The following is a 24,805-nucleotide window of genomic DNA, read 5'->3' on the forward strand; positions in this document are numbered from 1 at the left end:
GTATTGATTATTTGATGGATAAACCGAACATTGTGCGTGTCTCAATCTGGACACAATAATAGTTTCCCCTACTCCTCGGGGAGGGTTTTGTGCGGTTCAGTTAGCTGTGATTAAGGAATGACTAGGTCATTAGTAAGGCTGGAAGTCACCGATCAAATTGATCGTCCGCGAGTACATAGTTTGGACAAACCACCTCATGGTGACAACGGGCTTCGCTGACTTTCAGCGAAGCCTCATCAGATAAGTAAGGTTCTCAACACTAAGTATTTTGCCGTGCGACCCGGACGCAGGGATCGGGATTTTTCAGTTCACCTTTCGGGCGCCAATTCAGCCCGGTCTACTTTCATCAGTCCTTTTCAAGGACCTGCGGCTCCGTTTGGGCCAAAGGACTGGAGCAGTCTGTTAACCCTGTGATGATATCCGCTGGCACAGAATCACACCATCCTTAGCGTGTCCGCTTGGGCAGCACTTCGGTGTCGTCCTCCGCTGTCTCGAATGTAGGACGACCCATACTGCCGGTGGAGATTTGCCATTTAACCTGCTCAAGATCAGCCTTCAGCTGATCAACGATGGCACGGTACTTCTTCAGTTCCGCATTTCGATTCTTGGCAATGATCATACTGATGATGACGGCGATAAATGCTAATGCGAATGCCACCAATAGGGCTATTCCGGACATGGTCAGGAAGTTGAGTGCGATCGGAAGCGCCTGTTTGAAGGCTATGAAGTCATTAACACCGCCAACGACGTCCTGAAGAGCAGAATCCAAAGGGAGCAGATACTCCCCCACCACCGGAGTCCCGGCAAACGATGGAGCGGTGAGCGATGACTCCGCCCCGGCAGACCAGCGGGAATCACCAACAGTGCTCAGGACGTAAATCCCGGCGCCAGCGTTGAGCGCGGCAAAAAACATGAGAGAACCAACCACGGTCCAGTGAATGCTGCGCCACCAGATGACACCAAACAAGATCAAAACACCGGCGGCGATGACCCATGTGTAGCTGTGCAATTGGTCGAGGCTCAGGCTGCCCAGAAGTTCCATAATGTTCCCCCGCTCCTTGCTGCCGGAGCCATTCTTTGCTCCGCACCGAAGCGATCCTATCCCGGGCTTCTTGGTAGTGCGACGAAGGTTACTGGCACAGGGCTATGAGCTCAGCACTCGTCAGCGAATCGTATTTATCGCCCGCATGACAAGCACTTATGCGTTCCCGGAACGGCTGACGTGCACCACGCAGCTGATCCAGGATCGGCATCAGATCCTCAGCGATCAGCACACAGGCTCAGGTTCCGCAGAAGGTCCGGTAGGGGCCGAAGTCTTCCGGGGCCGCGGCGGCATACCGCTCGAAGCCGGGACGCTCCTCGAAAGGTGCGCCGACCGCAGCCAAAAGCTTCGAGAACGGTTCCAAATCGCCGTCAACCGCGGCAGCGAGCGCCTCCTCGACGAGGTGGTTCCGCGGGATATAGACGGGATTACTCCGGTCCATCAGCTCCGCATCCGGATCCAGTGCCCGCCAGCGCTGAACCCACGCCTCGAAACCGGCCGGGTTCGCGAACATCAAGCTTGCCGGCTCGACATCCCCGCGCGCGGCCCTGCCTAGGCTCCCGAAAAAGGACGTGTAGTCGACGCGGCCTTCTTGCAGGAGGCTGACCAGTTCGTCGGTGAGGGCGGTGGCTACGTCATCGTCCAGATTGGCGGCCAGACCGAGCTTGGTTTTCATTCCGGCCAACCACTCGGCGCTGTACTTGCTGTGGAAGGCGCCGAGGGATTCCTGTGCCAGGGCAACGGCCTGTTCCTGGTCCTCGTGGAAGAGCGGCAGCAGTGCCTCCGCAAGGCGGGCGAGATTCCACTGCGCCACCAGTGGCTGGTTGCCGTAGGCATAGCGCCCTCCCTCGTCGATCGAGCTGTAGACCGTGGCCGGATCAAAAACGTCCATGAAGGCGCACGGCCCGTAGTCGATGCCCTCCCCCGATATGGTCATGTTGTCGGTGTTCATCACCCCGTGGATGAAACCCACCAGCATCCACCGGGCCAGCAGCGATGCCTGGGCCGCGAGCACCGCTTCGAAGAGCGCGAGATAGGGGTTCTGCGCCTGCGCTGCACCGGGATGGTGGCGCGCGATCGCATGGTCTGCCAGGCGACGCAGCAGGTCCTGATTGTCCATGGCACGCGCATACTGGAAGCTGCCTACCCTCAGATGGCTGCTTGCCACCCGGGTCAGCACGGCCCCGGGCAGCATGGTCTCGCGGCGAACCTGCCGTCCTGTCGCCACCACGGCCAGGGAGCGTGTGGTGGGAATGTCCAGGGCGTGCATCGCCTCGCTGATGAGGTATTCGCGCAGCATCGGGCCGAGGGTGGCGAGCCCGTCACCGCGGCGGGCAAACGGGGTGCGTCCGGACCCCTTAAGGTGCAGGTCCCGAAGACGGCCCTGCGCATCGGCAATCTCGCCGAGCAGCAGCGCCCGGCCATCACCCAGACGCGGCGAGTAGGAGCCGAACTGGTGGCCGGCATATCCCTGGGCCACCGGAGTGGCACCATCCGGTAGCGCGGTACCGATCAGCAAACCCAGTCCCTCTGCGTTGCGCAGGGACGCGGGGTCGAAGCCCAGCTGGGCGGCCAGCGGCTCGTTGAGCACCAGCAGCCGCGGATCCGGAGCAGGTTCTGCCTGCCAGGGGGTGGCCAGCTCGGGAAGTTCACGGGCAAATTGGCCGTCTAAGGAGACGGTGGATTGTGCGTCGACACTCATCCTTCAAGAGTACCTTCGAGCAGGTGCGGCCGGTTCGGGATGACGTAACCAGGCATCAGGACGCTTCGCCGGGGTGCAGCGAACATTACTCGAGGCCATGCGTGATGGTCGGCACAGCCCTGACGCCCGAACAAGCCCTGCCCCGTGATCAGGCGTAGTGCCCTCTTCGAACACCGAGACTCGGACGGCAAACCGGCTCCGGTGCGGCTCCGGGTGTTCGAGGGATCGAAGTTCAGAGATTTCCGGATCCCTCGATGAAGGCCCGCGCGTGGTCTACTGCTTTCTTGAAGGCGTCGTTACGCAAGGTAGTGCTTCGAAGATTCTCCGATTCGAGGTAATCAGGGATACCCGGGCGCAGCAGCCAAATGTCGCCGGCCGGTGGCAGGTAAAACATCGCGAAGGACCTGCGATTCTCGTCGTGGGTCCAAACGGGGACCACCGCCAGTGCGGCACCCGTGTCAATGTTGATCCACTGGGCCCGCGGCATGGGCTGTTCATGAACTTCAGGATCCAAGAAAGGCGCGGTGCCCTCTCCCCAACGTTTCTCGAACCGTTCATGGAAGGCAGGCAGCAGCGGCGAATCGTAGCGACGCCATGCACTCATCTAAAAACACCTCCTGGGGTGGTTTCATTTGATGCCGTTTTGGGTGGTGGATCTCCGCCGGAACCTCTATTGGTGAGAATAGATTTTTTATAGCACCGGTGACAGTCTGGTGCAAGAGAATTTTTGGGATCATGTCTGGAAGATGATCAACCACCGCCAGCAGAAATCCGGAGGCGCTCGGGGTCTATGCCATCTCGGTCGCGGCCGAGCTGGCGGCGATAGGGCAGCAAAACCTGCGCCGGTACGAACGGGCGGGTTTGTTGGAGCCGGGACGCACCGACATAGTGATCCTGCGAAGGATCGCCGGACTCCTTGCCCTCGGCCTCAACCTTTCCGGCATCCGCCTGGCTCTGACCTCGCGGAGGAAAACACGACCTTGCGCCCGGAATTCTCGCGGCACAGCGACGCTCCCGACAACACGGCACCCACAGACCAGCCCTAAGTTTCAACGATCCTTTCGAATCGCCCTCCGCCCTAGCGCACCTAGCGCACCTAGCGCCGAAGAGTAGACGCCCGACGATCAAGATTGGTGCCGCGGCAGGAACCAGGATGAGGGTGGCAATGTGCGTTCGAAGCAGTGAGCAGGGATTCCACCGACGGCGCCCAATGATGCGGCAGCACAAACTTTTGGGCAGACTTGGTGTCATGGAGAACAGCGACGAAGTCACCACCCAAGGATCAACGGTTGAAGACTGGACGCGGGCCTTGGCGCAGTCCACTGGCTCCCCTGGTGGGGGCGCCGGGGCGGGGCTGATGCTTTCCCTTGCTGCTGCGCTGACTTCTATGGTGGCCGGCTACACCGAAGCCGAAGGGCACGAGCGCGGGGCCCTGGACCGCATTCGGGAACGAGCCCGGTCCCTCCGGAATGACGCTCTTGAATTGGCCGATCAGGATTCGTCTGCGTCCCGCGCCTTTGGCGCCGCATTCCATCTGGAACCCGGACCGGAACGGGATGCGGCCATATCCCGGGCATCCCTGAATGCTGCCAAGGCATCCGCAGTGCTCGGCAAACGAGCCATGGACGCCATCGAAGACTTGGCGTGGCTCGCTGCCAACGGCAACCCGGCACTTGTTGCCGATGTCGTTGTCGCGTTCGGAGCCCTGAGGGCAACGGTGGGCGGCGCGCGCACCAACGTCAGTTTCGACCTCGCCTCGCTTACCTCCGGCGGCAACACCATGGAGCAGATCCGCGAGGAACATCCTGCCCTCTGGGCGATGGTCGGCGATCTCAACGCCGCCACCGAGCGGATCGACGCACTCACGGCCAAAATCGATCGCCGTGCCGCCCCAACCGACGCCATCTGATCCGGGCCGCGTCGGAAAACGCCATGACAGCTCGCCAATAGGACGGGTTCAAGTCGTCTCGCTGGGACGATAGCGTTGGCGGCATCATCGGCGTCGGCATCTCCGGCTATTTCTTGGCCTTCCTCGCTGGGATCGGGCTGACACTGCTCGATTGGGCGGCCTCCACGGCTGACGAACTCGTGGCGCTGCCGCACGGGGAACCTAGGCTTTTTGTCCTTGACCCACCACAGGAATCCGAGGGCATGTTTTGACTACCGGTCCGACTGATGGCAGCAACCGTCTGTAGAACCGTCGAACCGCAGGAATCACCAAACACTTTTGTGCCGCGGACGGTACTGGCATGCTGGTGGTGTGAGCCAAACCTCAATTGCGCTATCCCGTACCGCCCTGAGCTGGAAGTTGGTGCCGGCGGGGCTGCTCTCGGCCTCCGGAGTGCTGCTTTTTGGCGTCGGCAGCGACCCTGCAGGCTACGCCGTGCTCGCCCTGAGCCTGCTCACGGCGGCAATGATCGACCGTGAACTGTTACGCCACCTTGCCCTGATCGCGGCTGGATTAGTGATCATCAGCGTGGTTCCGCTGAATGCTGATTTGAGCATTCAGCACATGATCTTGATGGGCGGTGCGCTCACGTTGGCGGTTCTGGTGCCGTGGTTGGTTTCGCGGTTTGTTTACCGCGAGGAAATCATCAAATTTCCTGTGAATACCGGACGTAAATGGCCGCTGACCGCTAAGCTCTACCTGATTGGTGTCGTAGCGCTGGGGTACTTCATCTTGCCGGTCTACCTCATCAGCACGGGGGTCTACCAAAACTGGCCGGATGCGTCAGATCCCACCATCTTCTGGCGGCTCTTTCTGGGAGTGAATTCCGTTGGCATCTGGGACGAGCTGTTCTTTATTTGCACCACCTTCACGCTCCTGCGGCGGCACTTTCCGGATTGGCTCGCCAACATTCTTCAGGCGGTGGTCTTCTCGTCTTTTCTATGGGAGATTGGCTACCAAGCGTGGGGTCCGCTTTTGACCTTCCCCTTCGCGCTGCTGCAGGGTTACACCTTCAAGCTGACCAAGTCGTTAACCTATGTTGTCTCTGTTCATCTGATCTTCGACTTTGTTTTGTTCCTCGTACTGGTGCATGCCCACAACCCTGACTGGCTGCCGATATTTTTGTACTGACGCCCTTGCCCACGTATACCGGGGACTAATCGGCGGGAACGCACTCCCTCTCGCACACGCGCCATCACCGATTCGAGGACCATCGGCAGTATCGCCGCCTTCATGCCGGTGGTCGCAGCATTCGGCCTGCAGCCCTCAGACTTCCTGATGTTGCAACTGCACCGGGAGCCATTGCTGCGGTTCGTGGCATCGCTCGTGGCGAGTCTGGCCATCGCCTTCTCCTGCGGACGAAAGTGTTCCCTCATCAATCCGCACAACCCACGGCACAACAACGATGTGGTGCTTCCGCACACAGAGTCTCAAAAGCCTGCTGCGATAAAAACCGCGGTCTATGTAGCTAAAACAAAAGTCACCGTTCCGGGCTCGGAACGGTGACTTTTGAGGTGAGAGATGTTGAGGCTAGAGCCAGCTCTCGGGGTTGACCCACTGGCCATTAACAATGACCTCGAGGTGCAGGTGGGGACCTGTCGAGTTACCCGTGCTACCGGAAAGCGAAACGACGTCGCCGACGTTGACCTTTTGTCCCACGGAGACTTTTAAGGATGAGTTGTGGTTGTAGCTGGTGTGCAAGCCATTGCCGTGGTCGATTTCCACGCGGTATCCGGAGTGCCCGGCCCATTCGGCCTGCACAACAGTGCCGGCGGCGCTAGCCTTGACCGGCGTTCCCAGGGGAACGGCATAGTCCAGACCATTGTGGTTCATGTAGCCGGCCGCGGTTGGGTTCTTGCGGTAACCGAAGCGCGAGGTCAACCGAATGCTGTCCACCGGCTGGGCCAGTTCTCCAGCAGCGGGGGTTTTGGTGATCTCGCTACTGGCAGCAGTCGTGGTCGATGCAGCCTTGTCGTCCTTGACGGTGACTTTCTCGGCGGCGGTCGTGACGGGCGCCGGTACTACTTTCTTAACTTCGACAAACTTGCTGGTCACCGAGGCGCGGTCGACCGACAGTTTGTCCTGGGCCGGGGCGCTGACATCTGCGACGGATGTATGGGCTACGCGCTCGGGCTCTGCGACGATTCCCTCAGATTCCTGTGCAGGTGCGGCGACGAAGGCCAGGCCGGTCACGGCGGCGACAGCGGCGAGCTTGTAGACCAAGCCGAATCGAGGGCGCTGAGCCCGGGGTGCGGACTTCGGAGCACTGCTCAGCTTGTCGGCGTCACCCACCTTTGCCAACGACACTGGCTGCGCGGCAGCTGCGGGTTGGATTTCGGTGGCGGCGATGGTTGCTTCTGCCGGAGAAGCGGCATAGCGCGGTCCCGCCCCGAAGCGACGGCCACCATACTGTGAAGTTTCGGTGGTCTCGAGGGAGTTCTGGCCCGCACCTAGTGCGCGTCGGCCGGAGCGACTGGAAGTGTTCTCGCCGTTTAGCGCGGTGTCCAAGATCTGCTCTAGCGAACCGCCGGCAGGCGAAGCGTCAGTGGTGCTGGGCGCACGGCGGTGCCCGGAATTATGCTGCTGAATCAAGTGATTACCTCTCATGTGTCGCCTGCGAAGTTAGCTGTCGGATTCGAGTCATGAGATCAACTCGGCCGAGCCCACCAAGGCGGACTCCGCTTCACCCCGAGTTCCAAGGTCTAAGACCTAGAACGGTTGAATGGGTCCTCCGCCCCTACCGGTAAGTTTTGACCTGCGATCCGCCAGTAGGGTTGTGCGATCCGGATCGGGATTGGGTTGCCCAAGTGCAACCAGAATCTAAACCCTACGAGGTACAACTAAAAGTTACAATTCCGTTATCTGTCCATGCATCAGACAAACTCACGTGTCCCGACTACCCGATGAGGCTTCGGTGCGCCTCTAATTTAAGAACTCGCATCCATAAAGCTTGACGGCCCTTTTCGGGGTGACTAGGACCCTGGGCAAATGCCGCAATCGTTGGGCTGCACCACCAGCTCCAGTTCCATCGGGATAATTTTGGCTTGGCACTCTCCCGCGACGGCACACTAAACGTGAGCAACACGACTGAAATCCCGGGGTCGAACACGGTGCGAATGCTCCCCACCAACGTGGCCAAAATGCTAATAGTGCCCACCACGCTTCGCCACACCACTCCCATTGCCGGTGCTGCACTTGGTCCATCCGACAATACGTCGCAACACCATCACCGGCTTGGATGGATTCTCCACCCCCGAATCACTGCGCCCACGGGTAGCATCCTTCCTTGGTTGGACGGGACTGTCGCCGCCCGCGTCGAGCGATTCGGTGGGCACCTAGAATTCACGATCGGTTGATAGGCACCGAATGGGGCCGACAGAGTGCAGACTTTAGTGCATGGACAAGATGGCGGGGCCTCAAGTCGCACAAGCGCAGAAGTGGTGGGGCGGCGGTCCGCGCCCCACGCTAGGCAATGACGCAGGCGCCTACGACGAAGCAGTCCGGGCGGCGCGGGCGGGCGAACTCGATGCGGATGCGGCCGCAGGCCAGCTGATCGATAGGATGACCGATCGAGAACTCCTCGGACTGCTCGATGGCGACTCCCCCAGACGGCTGATGCCGATCATCCCGCTTTTGCACGGCCGACGTCCGTTTGTCGCCGGGGCCGTTCCTCGCCTGGGCATCCCGGGAATCCGATTCAGCGATGGTACTCGCGGCGTGGTGATCGGTGATTCCACCGCCTTCCCCGCGGCGATGGCGCGGGCAGCCACCTGGGATCCATTGCTGGAGGAGCGTGTTGGCCAGGTGATCGGCATGGAAACCAGAGCGCGGGGCGCAAACTACTCCGCATCCATCTGTGTCAACTTACTGCGCCACCCCGCGTGGGGCCGCGCGCAGGAGTGCTACGGGGAGGATCCGGTGCTCACCGGCAGAATGGGCGCGGCCCTGACCCGCGGAGTACGGGTACATGTGATGGCGTGCGTGAAACACTTCGCGCTGAACTCGATGGAAAACGAGCGCTTCGAAGTCGACGTGTCTGTCGACGAACACGCCCTGCACGAGGTGTACCTGCCGCACTTCAAGGCCGTCATCGACGCCGGCGCCGACTCGGTAATGAGCGCCTACAACAAGGTGCGCGGCCAGTACATGGACGTCAATCGCGCCCTACTCACCGAGGTGTTACGAGACGAATGGGGCTTCACGGGTTTCGTGACCAGCGACTGGGTCTTCGGTACCCATGACGCGGTACTCAGCCTCGAGGCGGGGATGGATATCGAGATGCCGTTGCGACTTCTGCGGGCCCGCGCGTTGCCGGGCGCACTGCGCAGCGGTGTGCTGGACCGGGCGACGGTCGAGCGCTCCGCACGCCGGATTTTGAGCACCAGCGTGCGCCATGCCGCAACCCTCGAGGCGGCCAAGCCCAGCGAAAGCGCCATCGCTTCCCCGGCACATCGGGCGCTGGCCCGTCAGGTCGCCGCGGAGTCAATCGTGCTGCTCAAAAATGAGCACATCGGTGCGGCACCGCTGTTGCCATTGGCCCCCACCCTTACTCACCTAGCGGTGATCGGGCGGCTTGCTACGCACGCGAACCTTGGAGATAACGGTTCCTCACGCGTTAGCCCACCCTTCACGATCTCGCCGCTGCAGGGCCTGCGCGAGGCGTTACCCGGGGTGCGGTTCACCACCGCCTCCGGCCAGAACGTTTCCGCCGCGGCCGCGGCGGCTGCGGCAGCGGACACGGCGATCCTGATCGTCGGGCTGGATCAGCACGATGAGGGCGAGTCGGTTGTCACCGGCGGCGTCGAGGTGGGTGTGCTGGGTCGGGCCTTTGATGCCGGTCCGCTGCGGCGGATGTTCGTCGCGCTGGCCCACGTGGCTTCGCACTTTGTCCACGGTGGCGATCGCACGACGCTCGATCTGCACGCCAGCGACGTGCGCCTGATCCGTGCTGTCACCGCCGCCAACCCGCGGACCGTCGTGGTGTTAATCGGTGGCAGCACGATCCTGACTCAGGGGTGGGACGAAAGTGTTCCGGCACTCCTCCTGGCCTGGTACGGCGGGATGGAGGGCGGACGCGCTCTGGCCAGCGTACTCACCGGGACCGCGGAGCCCGGCGGACGCCTACCCTTTGTGCTGCCCACGAACGCCGCTCAGCTGCCACCGTTTGATCCCGCGGCGAAGGCCGTGACCTACGACAACAGCTGGGGACAACGCCGGCTGGACGCTGCGGGACACACTGCCGCGTTCCCCTTCGGGTTCGGTCTGGGCTACACCACGATCGAGCATCGGCTGCTGGAGCACAGCTTCGACGAGACCGGGGGCAGCGCTCAGGTGATGGTGAGAAACACCGGCGAGCGCGCGGGCTCGAGTGTCGTTCAGCTCTACGCAGCGGATATCTCGCTGCGCAGGCCGGTGGCGCAGCTGCTGGGCTTTGCCAAGATGACGCTGCAGGCCGGGGAAGAGAAGAGCATCCGAGTCTCTCTGGATGCGGGACCCACGCTGCAGCGTGATCCGGTAACCCGGCAGTGGTCCCCGCGCGCGGGTGAATGGGCCCTGCTTGCGGCCCAGCACAGCCCCGCCAGCTGGGCGGGCGCGGTTCCGTTACACCGTGCAGCGGGTATAGACGGCTAAAAGGCTCCTAGGATACTCGGTGGGCGCGAGATCACGGTGGGTCGCGTCCCGATCCCTGAGGCAGAGTACGAATCGGTGCCTAGGGCACCTCAATACGCACCGGCAGCTCGTCCTCGCCGCGGAGCATGGCGCGGATTAACCGCCGTTCCTCCCACTTCAGCGTTATGGACGCTTGATCGCGGCGCAGGACCAGCTCCCCGGTTTCGGTCCCATACCGCTTGCGCAGCACCACCAGCTCATCTGCCCGCAGCAGGGCCACGGTGCTGCCCGTCGCCTCCTCATTGAGGCGGACCAGCGAGGAGGGTCCGCGCAGGTCGGTCGCCACGACACGATCCCCGCTCGCTGCCAGGATCGTCTTCTGCGCCGCACGGGACACCACCAGCGGACGCGATGGCCCATCCAGCAGACCACTGAGCACGTCCGCCGCAGCTTCGGGACGGCCGGTCTTGTGCGCCGCCGCCTTCATTCGTTCAAGGCGGCCCGGTTCGCGCAGCACCGAATCGATTTTCCAGCCGATCGTGGCGGCAGAATTACAACGCACTGCAGCCCCCTGCTCCAGCAGGTAGTCACCGTTGCGAATTTCCTGCCCCGGGATCGGATTCACCAGCACCATGGGCAACCCCGCGGCCATGCACTCCGAGGCAGTCAACCCGCCGGGCTTGCCCACAAATAGATCGGCGCTGCGCATCAGTTGCGGCATCTGTGTGGTGAATCCGAGCACCTGGTAGCGATCTGCCACCGGCGCCACCAGCGCCTCAATACGCCGCCGCAGTTCCTCATCGTGTCCGCACACGATCGTGGCTGTGAAGGCGGAGCGCATATGCAGCGTCTGGCGCACCACGGCCTCGGCGTAGTCGCCGCCCTTGGCGCCGGCGGAGATCAGCAGCATCGGCGGCCCGCCGCCTTCCCGCGTGGCCGGAAGGTTCGGCTCGGTCGCGATGGGGATTCCCGTTGCGGTGATGCGGTCGGTAGGTAGGCCGAACGCCGTCAGCTCGATTCGCCCCTCCTCCCTGGCGACAAAGAGTTGGTGGAACGCACTGGTCAGCCACAAGCCCTGGAAGTCATAGTCGGTCGTGACCACGGCGGTCTTCGCGTCGATCACACCACGCAGGAGTAAGGTCGCAAGCAACTGGGCCGGCAGGAAGTGTGTACACACGATCGCCGTCGGTCGGAATCGCTTGATCGCACGGATGACCGGAAGTGCGTTGATGCCTGTCCACGGGTCCAGCGGTCCACGGCGCCTAAAGGGCGGGTCGCTGGCGTCATAACCCCACTCGATCAGCCATGGCAGGTCCTCGACTAAGGCGAAGTACCCTTTCGCCAACACGTCACGGTAGAGCGCGCTACTGACCTGGAGCACGTCCAGCACCTGCACCTCGTTGACGTCGGTGCGCACGGAACACGCCTGCTCCACCGCCGCCGCGGCGCTGTTGTGTCCGGATCCCACCCCCGCGGAGAGGATCATGACGCGCTCACCTACGGCCTTGTGGGGGCCACGTTCCGACGTCTTACGCATGAAGAAAGGCTAACGCACGGCTGCGACCCACCCCGGTTCCCGCCCACCTCACGGGGCGCGTCGCTCTCGTCGGTTCTCTGCGAGGGGGCTTCGTCGTGGTTGTGGACGCCAGGGTCCGGCTAGTTGCGGCCGCTCCCCCACATCGGCAGCTGGGCATGGCCGGTGCGGAGCTGCGGTCCCGAACAGATCCCCCGCACGAACTGCGGTTCTACTGCCATCGCTTTACACGGCACGGCGCGGTACCGAACGGTGCCGGTCATTCGCGGTCCAGATGCTTGGTTCCACGCTCACGGTGGTGCCGCGGCCGTCCGGCTCCTTCATAGGGACTCTGTCCAGGACTGGAATTCAGACAAATGCCGCCCATTGTCGCCCGGATGCGCCCCTTGCTCCTGAAGGATCTGACTTGAAGCGGTCCTTCACCGGAATATGCTGAGCCATGGACAATCAGCAAAAGACGTGGCACGCCGAGCACAAGGCCTCACTGACCAAGGGACAACGAGCCGCCGACTATATGCGTAATGGGATGGGTAGCTGGCCGTTTGTGGTGGGCTTTCTTGTCTTCATGATGCTTTGGGCCGTAGTCAATACCTGGGTGCTGTCGCAACGGGCGTGGGATCCCTACCCCTATATTCTGCTGAACCTGTTCTTGTCCATGCTCGCTGGCCTGCAGGGTGCCATTTTGTTGATCGCCGCCAAACGTCAGGACGCCATTGCCGCTGCCATGGCCCAGCACGACTTGGAAACCAATTTGGCGTCAAAAGCCGAGATCGAGCAGCTCAGCGCCATCAATGAGCAGCAGCTGAAGATCCTCAAGGAGTTACTGGCGCTGGGTGCGCTCAAGAGTTCCGAGACCCCAGCTCGGGGAGGGAGCTGAGGCCTGGGGCCTGGAGCCTGGAGCCCACAGCTACCGCGAGCCTCGGTACTTCTTGCGTCGGGAAGTCCACACAAGGTAGGTAGCCAGAGATCCAGCCGCACCAAGACCAGCACCCATGAGCGGATTTTGCCAAGTCTGCAGTCGCTCCCGGTCCGCCGCCGTCAGTTCTCCGATTCCCCGAATGAAGGCAGCGGCAATCATGCCGGCCACCAGCCGGTTCCCGATGCGTTCCACTCGTCCCACCAAGGGCTCCAGCTCCTCAGCGCGCAGGTGCACTTCAACTCCGCCATCGATGTTCTCGAAAAGGGTGCGTAGCTTCTCGGGCAGGATCATGCCCAACTCAGCGGCTTCCAATCCTGCCTTACCCAGCCGCTCGGCAAGGTTCCGGGGGCTAAACTTCTCTTGCGCCAGGGTCTTGGCATAGGGACGAAGAATCTCACCGAGATTGAACTCTGGGTTCAACCGGACCCCCATGCCCTCGGTCATCAAGACCATCTTGAGCAGCATCGCCATCTCACGCGGCAGTTGGAGATGATGGTTTCGCAAAATGGCCAGCATCTGGGTAATGAGGGGTGCGATCTGAACCTCACGAAGTTCGAGGCCTTCATAAAGCTGGATAAAACGGGCCGCGTCGTGCCTCAACACACCACGGTCCACGGACGGACGCGTCACGGAGATCGTTCGTAGGGCGGAGCTGACCTTGTCCGGATCGTTGCTGGTGAACGCGAAGAGCAGCGTTCCCAACTGGCCTCGCAGTTTTTCGTCAATCTCACCGACCATCCCAAAATCAATCAAGGCGATCCTGCCACCGGGCTGAATGAACAGGTTGCCGGGATGCGGATCGGCGTGGAAGAACCCGTCTTCAAAAATCATCTTCGCTGCGGCCCTCGCCGCACGTTCGGCCACCTCGCCCCTGTTGATCCCCGCAAGGTCAAGTGCCTCGATGTTATCTACCTTGATGCCCCTGATCCGTTCCATGGTCAGTACTCGGGACGTGGTGGTCTCCCAAAAGATCTTGGGAATATAAATACTCGGATCTGAACTGAAATTCTTAGCAAAGCGCTCGGCGGAGCGGCCCTCACGTAGATAGTCGAGTTCTGCGCGCAGCGTGGCAGCGAACTCGGTGGCGATCCCCGCCACGTTGTAATCCGCCGCAGCTTCCCAGCGCCTGCTGGCGTGGGCGGCCATATTTTGCAGGATCTCCAGATCCTCATCGATCCGGTTCACGATGCCGGGGCGCCGCACCTTCACCACGATCTCGGTGCCATCGGCCATCGTCGCGGCATGGGCCTGGCCGATCGAGGCGCTGGCCAATGGTTCATCGTCAAACGAGGCGAAGAGCTGTTCGGGGGTGGCTCCGAGTTCCTGTTGGATCAATGAGCGGATCTGCTCAGCGGACACCGGGGGCGCGCCATCTTGGAGCTTGGATAGTTCACTGAGGTAGGCGGCCGGCATAATATCTGACCGAGTGGAAAGCAGTTGGCCGAGTTTGATGAAGGTTGGACCCAGTTCTTCCAACGCCAACCGAAGCCGCACCGGGCTGGTGGGCTCCGCTGTGGGCATCAGTGGATGCCGCGGCAGCCAACGCTCCAGCCCCATGGTGCCGGCCAGGAATCCCAGTCCGTGCCGGGCCAAGATTTCGGCAATCTGGGCAAACCGTTCCAGATGGGTGTTCATGGGCGAGCGCTTCCTTCCCCGTGGGGGTCCCGGACCAAATACTTGGCCCTGGACAGATCGGTCATGGTCTTGATCCTACGGTGCCCAGAAAGAACTCCCGCGCCTCAAGTCTTCGTGCTTGGCATGGGGAGCGAGTCCGCTGCTCTAAGTATGGAAAGTACAGCCAGTTCGTTCGCAACTTTTCGGGACGCCCCATGGGGCCGGGTTTACCGTGATACAACGTCCAAAGCGGAAGGGATCCTGCCAATGATTGCGGTCGACGAAGCAGCCGGCAAGAGGATCGCGATGGATGCCATCGAGGTGGGACCCATAACCAAAGCTGCGGCCAGGATTCCGATCCACATGCGCAGGAATAAGTGCTGGCCGAGGTGCCGATTGTGTGGAGTCATGGAAGCGATGAAGCCCGCACCGATCATCGCAACACGCGAACTCATGGCAGCACCCTGAACAACGGATCGATACCGCTGTTCAGGGTGCTGTGAGCCTGTCCGTTTGCTCGCGTGCCCACTACATTTCGGGCCGTACTATCGGTTCAGGCGCGACTTCAAGCGAGTCTCAAGTTCTGCGAGGAACTGCTCCGTCGTCAACCATTCCTGGTCAGTGCCCACCAACAGCGCCAAGTCCTTGGTCATGAATCCGGCTTCGACGCACTTGATGACGGTGTCTTCGAGGTCCACAGCAAAACCGACCACGGCCGGAGTGCTGTCCAGTGTTCCGCGGTGGATCAGGCCGCGGGTCCACGCAAAAATGGAGGCGATGGGGTTGGTGGAGGTGGGTTTGCCTTGCTGGTGCTGACGATAGTGCCGAGTCACGGTCCCATGCGCGGCCTCGGCCTCAACGGTTTTTCCGTCCGGGGTCAGCAGGACGGAGGTCATCAGGCCGAGCGATCCGTAGCCCTGGGCGACGGTGTCGGATTGGACATCCCCATCGTAGTTCTTGCAGGCCCAGACGTAGCCGCCTTCCCATTTCATGGCCGATGCGACCATGTCATCGATGAGCCGGTGCTCGTAGGTCAGCCCGTCTTGATCGAATAGTTCCTTGAATTCGGTCTCAAACACTTCTTGGAACAAGTCCTTGAACTGTCCGTCGTAGGCCTTGAGGATGGTGTTCTTGGTGGACAGGTAGACCGGGTAGCGCCGCTTGAGTCCATAGGCGAAGGATGCACGGGCGAAGTCGCGGATGGAGTCGTTGAAGTTGTACATCCCCATGGCCACGCCGCCGCCTTCGGGGTAGGTGATAACGCTTTGGTGGATTTCTTCACCTCCGTCGGATGGGGTGAACGTCATGGTGAGGGTGCCTGGTCCCGGGACCTTAAAGTTGGTTGCCTTATATTGGTCACCAAAGGCATGGCGGCCGATGATGATGGGTTTGTTCCACCCGGGAACGAGGCGCGGAATCGTTGAGATGATGATCGGTTCGCGGAAGACCACTCCGCCAAGAATATTTCGGATGGTTCCGTTAGGGGACGGCCACATTCGTTTCAGGCCGAATTCCTTCACGCGGGCCTCATCCGGAGTGATGGTTGCGCACTTGATCCCGACGTGGTGCTTCTTGATAGCGTGTGCAGCATCCACCGTGACGCGGTCGTCCGTGGCGTCGCGGTTCTGAATGGACAGGTCGTAGTACGCCAAATCCATGTCCAGGTAGGGAAGGATCAGCTTGTCCTTGATGGCTTTCCAGATGATGCGCGTCATCTCGTCCCCGTCGAGTTCGACGACGGTTCCGATGACTGTGATTTTTGGAATCATGTTTTTCCTGAGTTTCTGGTTCCCCTGGGGAAGTAGCCGCAGGGGCACCGGTTTTCGCGCGAATGCGGCCTACAAGTTGGACGAGGAGCGCGTGAAGCGCTCGGTGAGCCCGTCCAGTTGGGCAGATAATGGTGTTGGCAGGGAATCCCCGAAGCGGGCGTACCACTGCTTGATGCTCTCGATTTCCTGATCCCATTCGTCGGGGTCAACGTCCATCGCGGTGCCCAGGTCTTCATTGCTGACACTCAGTGCGGTGGTATCGAGGGCCCCGGGAGCCGGGACGTAGCCGATCGGTGTTTCGACGCCGGCAGCGGTGCCTTCGATCCGCTCGATAGCCCATTTGAGGACGCGGGAGTTTTCCCCGAAACCGGGCCAGAGGAACTTCCCCGCGGCGTCTCGGCGGAACCAGTTGACCAGGAAAATCTGCGGCAGCTTTGAGGCAGTCGTCGATGTGCCAACGTCAAGCCAGTGCTGGAGGTAATCACCGGCGTCGTAGCCGATGAACGGCAACATCGCCATCGGGTCGCGGCGGACGACGCCGACCTTGCCTGCTGCAGCCGCGGTCGTTTCGGAGGACAGCGTCGAGCCCATGAAGACCCCACTGGTCCAGTCGCGTGACTGAGTGACCAAGGGGATCGTTGTTTTACGTCGGCCACCGAAGAAGATCGCGGAGAGGGGAACTCCCTCGGGGTCCTCATATTCAGCTGCCAGGATCTCCACCTGGCTGATGGGTGTGCAGAACCGCGAATTGGGGTGGGCGGCAGGCTTGCCGCTGGCCGGGGTCCAGTCTTTGCCGGTCCAGTCCCTCAGGTGTTCCGGCGTTTCTTCGGTCATGCCTTCCCACCAGACACCCCCATCGTCGGTGAGCGCAACGTTGGTGAAGATGGTGTTTCCCTTGGTGATGGCATCCATGGCGTTGGGGTTGGTACGCCAACCCGTTCCCGGCGCGACACCAAAAAGGCCCGCTTCGGGGTTGGTGGCCCGTAGCCTGCCGTCTTTTCCCACACGAATCCAGGCGATGTCATCGCCCAGGGTCTCAACCCGCCAGCCTTTGACGGTGGGGTTTAGCAGGGCCAGGTTGGTTTTGCCGCACGCGGACGGGAAGGCTGCGCTAATAAAATGCGACTGCCCTTCGGGGTTGGTGAGCTTAAGAATGAGCATGTGTTCGGCCAGCCAGCCCTCCTGTCGAGCCATCGCCGAGGCGATGCGCAGCGAGTAACACTTCTTGCCCAGAAGGGCATTGCCGCCGTACCCGGAACCGTAGGACCAGATCGATTTCTCTTCCGGAAAGTGGACTATCCATTTTTCGCGATTGCACGGCCAGCTCACATCTTGCTGCCCCGGCTCCAGCGGTGCGCCAACGGAATGAAGGGCGGGAACAAAGTCTGCGTTCAACTGATTCATCTTGGCCAATACGTCGGCCCCGGAACGCGTCATGATGTGCATCGACGCCACGACATAAGCGCTATCGGTGATCTCCACGCCGAACTTCGGATCTTGTGACTCCAAGTGCCCCATGACGAACGGGATGACATACATGGTCCTCCCGCGCATGGAACCGGTGAACAGCTTGCGCAGCTGCTCCTTCATGATGGCCGGGTCCATCCAGTTATTCGTGAACCCGGCATCTCGCTCCTTCTCAGAACAGATGAACGTCTGTTCCTCCACCCGGGCAACGTCGTCCGGGTCGGAAAACGCGGCAAAGGAATGGGGGAACTTTTCTTCCGCAAGCCGTACCAAGGTACCGGCACCGACTAGCTCATCGGTGAGCTCCCGGTACTCGGCTGCTGAACCATCAACCCAATGAATCTTCTCCGGGGTGGTCATGGCGGCAACCTGATCAACCCATTGCAGCAGGCTGGCGGGGGCATGGGGTGTGAAACCTCGGACTGCGGGTTCTGTGAAGCTGTTCATGAACGTCTTCTTTCTTTCTCGTTTCAGCGCCGGAGTCACTAAGGGTGCTCGGCGGCTGAGATATCGCAGGTGCGGCGGTGCGCCAAGGTGCCGTCGTTTCCAGTCTTTTGGACTCAAAATTTCGTCATGTTGCTTATTGGCCTGTCGAGTTCGGTGGCTAACTTGCCGGCTGGGGGCTTGGCCGCCGTGCTTTGAGCCGTGGTTTGGTGATGCATTCTCTAGGGATCGAGTCGGGGAGCAATCACAAACGGGACCATAAATGCCGCAGTCACCCCGAGGATTCCGCCAAGGAATCCGAGCCCTTGCCATTGCCATTGTTCAAGCGCCCACGCTTCTCCGATCAGGTAGATCCCCCCGACAAAAAGCGAAAACGAAATCAGAAAGACGAGGACATTCTTCATGTGGTGCAGCCGATCAGTGGATGGGTGATTCCATCATGTTACAACATCGTGATATGATAAAGTCATCAAATCACGAGAGGAAGTACCCATGGATCAGTACTTTGACGCGCAGCGACCGCTGTACGAGGTGAAGGCGAACCTCTTTAAGGGCCTGTCACATCCGATACGCGTCAGCGTGTTGGAGGTACTGACCCGCAAGGCTGAGGTTTCGGTGACGGAGTTGCTCACGAGCACGGGACTGGAGTCCTCACACCTCTCCCAGCACCTATCTGTCCTGCGTCGGCATAACCTTGTTGTCGCCGAACGCCGTGGCAGTCAGGTTTTCTACAGGCTGGCTTATCCGCAGGTGGCGGATCTGCTCCGGGTGGCCCGCTCGTTGTTGGTCGAAATCCTTCAAACCACACATGAGCAGCTCGCCACCAGTGCCGGCCTTCCGGAGCTTGTCCAGGATCCCAGCTAGTGACGCGCCTCCCGTCCGCCCTGCGATCGGCTGCAACATTGCTGCCCAGCTGGCGCGATTACCGCCAGTTCCCCAAGACCTGGCGCCAGGACCTGTTGGCCGGCGTTACCGTGGGAATCGTTGCCCTGCCCTTGGCGCTGGCGTTTGGTGTCAGTTCTGGTGCCGGAGCCGAGAGCGGATTGATTACCGCAATCATCGCCGGCATCGTCGCGGCAGTCTTTGGCGGTTCCAACATCCAGGTCTCTGGTCCCACCGGGGCCATGGTGGTGGTCCTCGGCCCGGTCGTGGCAACCCAGGGCCTTGGCGTGTTGGCTGTGGTTTGTGTGATGGCGGGCCTCATCGTGGTGGCGGCAGGATTGCTGCGCCTTGGTCGAACCATCACCTACATACCGTGGCCGGTGATCGAGGGATTCACCCTGGGCATCGCCATGATCATTTTCCTCCAACAGGTCCCCTCGGCCTTTGGCGTACCCGCAGGACCTAGTAGCAATGCCTTCATGGCCGCCGTCGAAGCTCTCCAAACCGTGAGCGGGGCGGCCGTTTGGATTCCCTTGTTGGTTGTTGCCGTGGTTATTGCGGTCATGGTCGTGGCCCCGCGCATCCACAAGGCCATCCCCGGGTCGATCATCGCAATCATCATCGTCACCGTGGGCGTCAATCTGGCCCAGCTACCCGTGGCGACCATTGGGGCATTGCCCGATTCGCTGCCGGCACCCCGGCTGCCTTCGGCGGACTGGGAAACCCTGACAGCACTGCTGGGGCCAGCCCTGACGATTGCAGCGCTGGCCGCCATCGAATCCCTGCTGTCGGCTCGCGTTGCGGCCTCAATTTCAGACACGGGACCCTATGACGCCGACCGTGAACTCGTGGGCCAAGGCCTCGCCTCCGTGGCCTCGGGCTTCTTCGGTGGCATGCCCGCGACCGGGGCCATCGCCCGAACAGCTGTGAACATCCGTGCCGGCGGTCGCACTCGCATGTCGGCAATCATCCATTCATTCGTGCTGATTATTGTCATCTATGCAGCAAGCGGTATGGTGGGGAGCATTCCCCTCGCAGCGCTGTCCGGCGTGTTGATGGTCACGGCGGCCAGGATGATCTCGATGGCGACCGTGAAAACAATTGTCGGGTCCACCAAGTCCGACGCCGTCGTCTTCATCGTCACGGCGCTCATCACCGTCAGCGTCGACCTGATCTACGCGGTGGGCATCGGCATTGCCGTTGCGGCTTTCTTCGCTCTACGGGCCTTGGCCAATTCCGCTGGTGTGTATCGGGAAGAACTTCCCGATCCGAAGGCCCCGGGGGACGAACATATTGCCGTTTTCCGTATCGACGGTGCGCTGTTCTTCGGAGTAGCCGAACGGCTGCTGGCCCGTGTGGGAAAAATAGAGAACGTCGCCGTGGTGATCCTGCGCATGTCGCAGCTCCAGATCCTGGACGCCACCGGAGCACAGGTCATGACCGAACTCGTGCACGGACTGGAACGGCGCGGAATCACTGTGCTCATTAAGGGAATCCGCCCCCAGCACCTGCGTCTAGCCACCAGAATCGGGGTGGTCTCATCTCTGCGGCACGAGAACCACCTCTTTGACACGCTTGAAGACGCCATTGAGCATGCGCGAAGCCATATCCGACGGGCCGAACACGGACTGAATCCGGCCTGAGTCAAGGAAAACTCTCGAGGAATCACTGGTTGATTGTTACAGGTCCTCACAGGTTGGGAAATAAACCCTTAGGCTCAATAAGAGATCAGGGCGATGCATTCGGTGCCCGTCAAAAATTCCGCATGATCCCCCGCGTTGCAGTTGGCGCAAGGAAACGATGGAGTCACTATGCAGTTACCGAAGGGCCCTATTGGTTCCCAAGTCATCGGGCTAGGCCATTACCAGCCAGCGAACTCGATGACCAACCGTGATCTTGCCAAGATGGTGGACACGAGCGATGACTGGACGCAGTCCCGGACCGGTATCGTCACCCGGCACATTTCCGAGCAAACAGAAACCGTCGCGGACATGGCTGTAGCCGCCGGTCGGCACGCCCTCAACGACGCAAACGTCGATATCGAGCTTGTCGACTTGATCATTGTTGCCACCACTACGGCCACCGAGCGCACGCCGAATACCGCCGGACGCGTCGCCCACGCCCTGAGCGCCCTTTCACCGGCAATCATTGACATCAACACGGCCTGCTCGGGATTCTGTCATGCCCTTGGCCTCGCGGACAGTGCCATCCGGACCGGTACCGCCACTGTCGCACTTGTCATTGCCGCCGAGCAGCTTTCCGCGCTAACCGATTGGACGGATCGCGGCACCTGCACCCTGACCGCTGACGGTTCCGGGGCCATGATCGTCGCGGCCAGCGATTCTCCACGCATCAGTGCCGTCAATTGGGGTTCCGATCACCGCATGAGCAATACGACTGGACTCCAAGCACCCATGAATCGGTTCGACCAGGACGACCAAAACGGGCTCCGGTGGACAATCACTGACGCCGCCAAACACGCCAGCAAAGTCATCGAACAAGCCGGCTACTCCATCGATGACATCGACGTCCTCGCGGCTCAGCAAGCCAATCTACGCACCATCGAGCCTCTGGCTAAGCACCTGGGACTTGATCACAAGATCGTCCTGACCGACGCCTCGGAATCAGGTAACACCTCCGCAGCCAGCATCCCCCTAGGACTCTCCAAATGGTGGCATAACGGCAAAGTACCCGCCGACGCGCTCACCCTGCTCTTAGGTTTCGGTAGTGGCTTCGCCTACGCCGGCCAACTCATCCGCACCCCAGCCAGGGATCCGCTCCGTTCCCAGCCCTAGGACGAAGACGGCTGAGCACCGACGCGTCCAATCCTTCGTCGCGACATACGCGTCGAAGAACTCCACAAATCCGAGGACCTTGAGTCAGTAGCTCCCCGCCACCACTAGTTCCTCGTCATCGACGTCGCCAGGGCGAATGCTGCAACGCGGCCTATAGTTACCAATTTCTTAACGGCACGCTTCTTATGGGCCGATCACTGAAGAACATCAAATCATCGGCCGCCCGGAACGAGCTCCGTCAGGTCACCGCTACTCCGAATTGATTTGCAGTGGAACACACCGAGCGGAGCCTGTCTGAAGTCTTGAACACCCTAGGTGTCCGCCCCGATTTCGGTCGTCTTGGCCCACCATATTCGCTCAAGACTCCATCGGACTGGCGATTCCGGCCAATGTCCAGGTTTCCATGAAGGTCACTCTGTCTATGGCTTATGTCCGTCTTAGCACGTAGGTTCGGAGCCATCGCCTAGGGCTATTTCCCACCTAATCGGAACGAGTGTTCTGGCACTAAGCGTCACAACCTCAGGACCCCGTGGCGCACGGTAGATACAGCGGTTCGGTCAATCATCATCACGACGAAGCGAAAGGGACCCATCTCCTCCATGAATCACCGCCCAGAGTTTTCCGAAACAGATGACGTCTTATCCCCCCAAGAACTGCAGCGCATCCACGCGTGGTGGCGCGCGGCAAACTATCTGTCCGTGGGGCAGATCTATCTCATGGACAACCCGCTGCTGCGCGAACCGCTGCTGCCTGAGCATGTCAAGCCGCGACTGCTCGGTCACTGGGGCACCACCCCTGGACTGAACTTTATTTACGCACACTTAAACCGGGCGATTATGAAACGCGATCTGGAGATGATGTACGTCATGGGTCCGGGACACGGCGGGCCCGGACCGGTCGCGGCAGGATGGTTGGAAGGCACCTACAGCGAGACCTACCCCAATATTTCCCAGGATCTAGAGGGCATGAAGCGGTTGTTCAAGCAGTTTTCCTTCCCCGGAGGCATACCGAGCCATGTTGCCCCGGAAACCCCCGGATCTATCCACGAAGGCGGGGAGCTGGGGTATTCGCTCTCTCATGCCTACGGGGCGGCCTTTGATAATCCTGAGCTGATTGTTGCTGCTGTGGTGGGAGACGGGGAGGCAGAGACCGGGCCACTGGCGGCCAGCTGGCACTCCAATAAATTCATGAACCCCGCCCGTGACGGAGCAGTGCTGCCGATCCTGCACCTGAACGGCTACAAGATCGCCAACCCCACCATCTTGGCCAGGATGGACCGGGACGAACTCGACGCGCTGCTGCGCGGCTACGGACATATCCCCCACTATGTGGAGGGCAAAGACCCCGAACAAATGCACCAAGACTTCGCTCGAACTCTGGATGCCTGCCTCGATGAGATCAGGGAAATTATGCGCCGGGCCCGAGAGGACGGCCAGATCCAGCGGCCCCGCTGGCCGATGATAGTGCTCCGTTCCCCCAAAGGCTGGACCGGCCCCGCCGAAGTCGACGGGAAAAAGGTCGAGGGTTCCTGGCGATCGCATCAGGTACCATTTAGCGCCGCACGCGAAAACGAGAGTCACCGGCAGATCTTGGAAACCTGGCTGCGCAGCTACCGCCCGGAGGAGCTCTTCGATGAATCAGGGGCTCCGGTTGAAGAAATCCGTAGCCTGCATCCCGCAGGACCGCGCCGGATGAGCGCCACCCCGCACGCCAATGGCGGGATTCTCCTGCGTGATCTGCGGATGCCCGATTTTCGTGACTACGCGGTTCAGGTGAATAAACCGGGCACCGGCGCGGTGGAAGCCACTCGAGTGCTCGGGCAGATGCTTCGGGACGTCATGGCGGCGAACATGGACAACTTCCGCGTCTTCTCCCCGGATGAAAACAACTCGAACCGACTCGCAGCCGTCCTCGAAGCCACCGACCGCACGTGGAACGCCCACACCGTGCCCGAGGATGACCACTTGGCTCCGGACGGGCGGGTGATGGAAATCCTGTCCGAACATACCTGCCAGGGCTGGCTTGAAGGCTACCTGCTGACCGGCCGCCACGGATTCTTCTCCTGCTATGAGGCGTTCATCCACGTCGTCGACTCGATGTTCAACCAACACGCCAAATGGCTGGACACCAGCAATTCGATTCCTTGGCGGCGGCCTGTCGCTTCCCTTAACTACCTGCTGACCTCCCACGTCTGGCGGCAGGACCACAACGGTTTCTCGCACCAGGACCCCGGCTTCATCGACCACGTGATCAATAAGAAGTCCGAGGTCATCCGGGTATACCTCCCCCCGGACGCGAACACTCTGTTATCTGTCGCCGACCATTGCCTGCGCAGCCGCCAGTACGTCAACGTGATCGTGGCCGGCAAGCAGCCGCAGATGCAGTTCCTGGACATGGCCGACGCGATCGTGCACTGCACCAAGGGCATCGGCATCTGGGATTGGGCCAGCACGGACACCGATGCCGAACCCGATGTGGTGATGGGCGCTGCCGGGGATGTGCCGACCATGGAAACCCTTGCCGCCGTCGAGATCCTGCGCTCTCGGTTCCCGGATCTGTCGATCCGGGTGGTTAACGTCGTGGACCTACTGCGGCTCCAGGATGAGGCCAATAACCCGCATGGTCTGGCAGATCGTGAGTTTGATGCGCTGTTCACCACGGACAAGCCCGTGATTTTCGCCTATCACGGTTACCCGTGGTTGATCCACCGGCTCACGTACCGGCGCAGCAACCACGGCAACTTTCACGTCCGCGGGTATAAGGAGGAGGGCACCACCACCACTCCGTTCGACATGTGCGTGCTCAACCAGATCGACCGCTTCAACCTTGCCATCGATGTGATCGACCGGGTGCCGCGGCTCCAGGACATCTCGTCGCACGTGCGCGAGGAGCTCAAAAACAAGCTCATCGAGCACCGCCAGTACATCCGGACCCACGGTGAAGACATGCCGGAGATCAGAAACTGGCAATGGAGCGCCAATCCCGGTGCCGCCGACCAGCCCACGCCTCAGGCACCGTAGGGGCGCGTCTTTCCTAGCCCGTCTCACTCTTCGTGGTGTGCGCCCTGAGTTCAGGCTGT

General features: G+C 61.0%; 20 protein-coding genes and 1 riboswitch. Of the genes, 10 read left to right on the forward strand and 10 right to left on the reverse strand.

Going from position 1 to position 24,805, the window contains the following annotated elements:
* Positions 1 to 445: 445 nt before the first annotated feature.
* The 3 genes from HED64_RS15060 to HED64_RS15070 form a co-directional block, all read right to left on the reverse strand.
* The gene (locus tag HED64_RS15060; RefSeq protein ID WP_168152821.1) at positions 446 to 1,042 is read right to left on the reverse strand and encodes a hypothetical protein; all 597 of its coding nucleotides are present in this window, start codon (positions 1,040 to 1,042) and stop codon (positions 446 to 448) included.
* A 238-nt stretch (positions 1,043 to 1,280) separates the two neighbouring features.
* A complete protein-coding gene (locus HED64_RS15065; protein WP_168152822.1) occupies positions 1,281 to 2,744 on the reverse strand; it encodes a protein adenylyltransferase SelO in 1,464 nt (487 codons plus the stop codon).
* Between the two features lie 232 nt (positions 2,745 to 2,976).
* The gene (locus HED64_RS15070; protein ID WP_132361540.1) at positions 2,977 to 3,348 is read right to left on the reverse strand and encodes a hypothetical protein; all 372 of its coding nucleotides are present in this window, start codon (positions 3,346 to 3,348) and stop codon (positions 2,977 to 2,979) included.
* 191 nt (positions 3,349 to 3,539) lie between these two features.
* Between HED64_RS15070 and HED64_RS15075 the strand changes: the two genes are divergently transcribed.
* From HED64_RS15075 to HED64_RS15090, 4 genes are all read left to right on the forward strand, one after another.
* The gene (locus HED64_RS15075; RefSeq protein ID WP_168152909.1) at positions 3,540 to 3,857 is read left to right on the forward strand and encodes a MerR family transcriptional regulator; all 318 of its coding nucleotides are present in this window, start codon (positions 3,540 to 3,542) and stop codon (positions 3,855 to 3,857) included.
* Between the two features lie 136 nt (positions 3,858 to 3,993).
* Entirely contained in the window at positions 3,994 to 4,653 is a 660-nt protein-coding gene (locus tag HED64_RS15080; protein WP_132361542.1) for a cyclodeaminase/cyclohydrolase family protein, read from the forward strand.
* 399 nt (positions 4,654 to 5,052) lie between these two features.
* Positions 5,053 to 5,823, forward strand: a complete 771-nt coding sequence (locus HED64_RS15085; protein WP_245326029.1) for a CPBP family intramembrane glutamic endopeptidase — start codon at positions 5,053 to 5,055, stop codon at positions 5,821 to 5,823.
* A 102-nt stretch (positions 5,824 to 5,925) separates the two neighbouring features.
* Positions 5,926 to 6,198 (forward strand): hypothetical protein, encoded by a 273-nt coding sequence (locus HED64_RS15090; RefSeq protein WP_168152824.1) that lies wholly within the window; start codon positions 5,926 to 5,928, stop codon positions 6,196 to 6,198.
* A gap of 24 nt (positions 6,199 to 6,222) precedes the next feature.
* Here the strand turns inward: HED64_RS15090 and HED64_RS15095 are convergent, their stop codons facing one another.
* Positions 6,223 to 7,284 carry a M23 family metallopeptidase gene (locus tag HED64_RS15095; RefSeq protein WP_245326030.1) on the reverse strand — a complete coding sequence of 354 codons (1,062 nt, stop codon included), beginning with the start codon at positions 7,282 to 7,284 and terminating at the stop codon, positions 6,223 to 6,225.
* 3 nt (positions 7,285 to 7,287) lie between these two features.
* A riboswitch (cyclic di-AMP (ydaO/yuaA leader) is annotated at positions 7,288 to 7,458 on the reverse strand.
* 630 nt (positions 7,459 to 8,088) lie between these two features.
* Between HED64_RS15095 and HED64_RS15100 the strand changes: the two genes are divergently transcribed.
* A complete protein-coding gene (locus HED64_RS15100) occupies positions 8,089 to 10,323 on the forward strand; it encodes a beta-glucosidase (RefSeq protein ID WP_245326031.1) in 2,235 nt (744 codons plus the stop codon).
* A gap of 79 nt (positions 10,324 to 10,402) precedes the next feature.
* Here HED64_RS15100 and HED64_RS15105 read toward each other — a convergent pair whose 3' ends face one another.
* Positions 10,403 to 11,839, reverse strand: coding sequence for an MGDG synthase family glycosyltransferase (locus HED64_RS15105; protein WP_168152826.1), 1,437 nt, complete (start codon positions 11,837 to 11,839; stop codon positions 10,403 to 10,405).
* A gap of 436 nt (positions 11,840 to 12,275) precedes the next feature.
* Between HED64_RS15105 and HED64_RS15110 the strand changes: the two genes are divergently transcribed.
* Positions 12,276 to 12,713 carry a DUF1003 domain-containing protein gene (locus HED64_RS15110; RefSeq protein ID WP_068737978.1) on the forward strand — a complete coding sequence of 146 codons (438 nt, stop codon included), beginning with the start codon at positions 12,276 to 12,278 and terminating at the stop codon, positions 12,711 to 12,713.
* Between the two features lie 30 nt (positions 12,714 to 12,743).
* Here the strand turns inward: HED64_RS15110 and HED64_RS15115 are convergent, their stop codons facing one another.
* The 5 genes from HED64_RS15115 to HED64_RS15135 all read right to left on the reverse strand — a co-directional run bounded on the left by HED64_RS15115 (position 12,744) and on the right by HED64_RS15135 (position 18,453).
* Entirely contained in the window at positions 12,744 to 14,390 is a 1,647-nt protein-coding gene (locus HED64_RS15115; protein ID WP_168152827.1) for an ABC1 kinase family protein, read from the reverse strand.
* Between the two features lie 206 nt (positions 14,391 to 14,596).
* Entirely contained in the window at positions 14,597 to 14,824 is a 228-nt protein-coding gene (locus HED64_RS15120; RefSeq protein WP_168152828.1) for a hypothetical protein, read from the reverse strand.
* Between the two features lie 90 nt (positions 14,825 to 14,914).
* Positions 14,915 to 16,135, reverse strand: coding sequence for an NADP-dependent isocitrate dehydrogenase (locus tag HED64_RS15125; protein WP_342590748.1), 1,221 nt, complete (start codon positions 16,133 to 16,135; stop codon positions 14,915 to 14,917).
* Positions 16,136 to 16,207: 72 nt separating this feature from the next.
* Positions 16,208 to 18,052 carry a phosphoenolpyruvate carboxykinase (GTP) gene (locus tag HED64_RS15130; protein ID WP_168152830.1) on the reverse strand — a complete coding sequence of 615 codons (1,845 nt, stop codon included), beginning with the start codon at positions 18,050 to 18,052 and terminating at the stop codon, positions 16,208 to 16,210.
* A 218-nt stretch (positions 18,053 to 18,270) separates the two neighbouring features.
* On the reverse strand, positions 18,271 to 18,453 hold the full coding sequence (locus HED64_RS15135) for a hypothetical protein (RefSeq protein ID WP_168152831.1): 183 nt from the start codon (positions 18,451 to 18,453) through the stop codon (positions 18,271 to 18,273).
* A gap of 88 nt (positions 18,454 to 18,541) precedes the next feature.
* Here HED64_RS15135 and HED64_RS15140 point away from each other — a divergent pair, with 88 nt between their 5' ends.
* The 4 genes from HED64_RS15140 to HED64_RS15155 all read left to right on the forward strand — a co-directional run bounded on the left by HED64_RS15140 (position 18,542) and on the right by HED64_RS15155 (position 24,746).
* On the forward strand, positions 18,542 to 18,913 hold the full coding sequence (locus HED64_RS15140; protein WP_168152832.1) for an ArsR/SmtB family transcription factor: 372 nt from the start codon (positions 18,542 to 18,544) through the stop codon (positions 18,911 to 18,913).
* Positions 18,913 to 20,574 carry a SulP family inorganic anion transporter gene (locus HED64_RS15145; RefSeq protein WP_342590741.1) on the forward strand — a complete coding sequence of 554 codons (1,662 nt, stop codon included), beginning with the start codon at positions 18,913 to 18,915 and terminating at the stop codon, positions 20,572 to 20,574. Before HED64_RS15140 ends, HED64_RS15145 begins: the two co-directional genes overlap by 1 nt.
* 168 nt (positions 20,575 to 20,742) lie before the next feature.
* Positions 20,743 to 21,726, forward strand: a complete 984-nt coding sequence (locus HED64_RS15150; RefSeq protein ID WP_210149776.1) for a beta-ketoacyl-ACP synthase 3 — start codon at positions 20,743 to 20,745, stop codon at positions 21,724 to 21,726.
* 599 nt (positions 21,727 to 22,325) lie between these two features.
* Entirely contained in the window at positions 22,326 to 24,746 is a 2,421-nt protein-coding gene (locus HED64_RS15155) for a phosphoketolase family protein (protein ID WP_168152833.1), read from the forward strand.
* Positions 24,747 to 24,805: the final 59 nt, after the last annotated feature.

The organism is Paeniglutamicibacter terrestris (assembly GCF_012271785.1).
In the GTDB taxonomy this organism is placed as follows: Bacteria; Actinomycetota; Actinomycetes; order Actinomycetales; family Micrococcaceae; genus Paeniglutamicibacter; species Paeniglutamicibacter terrestris.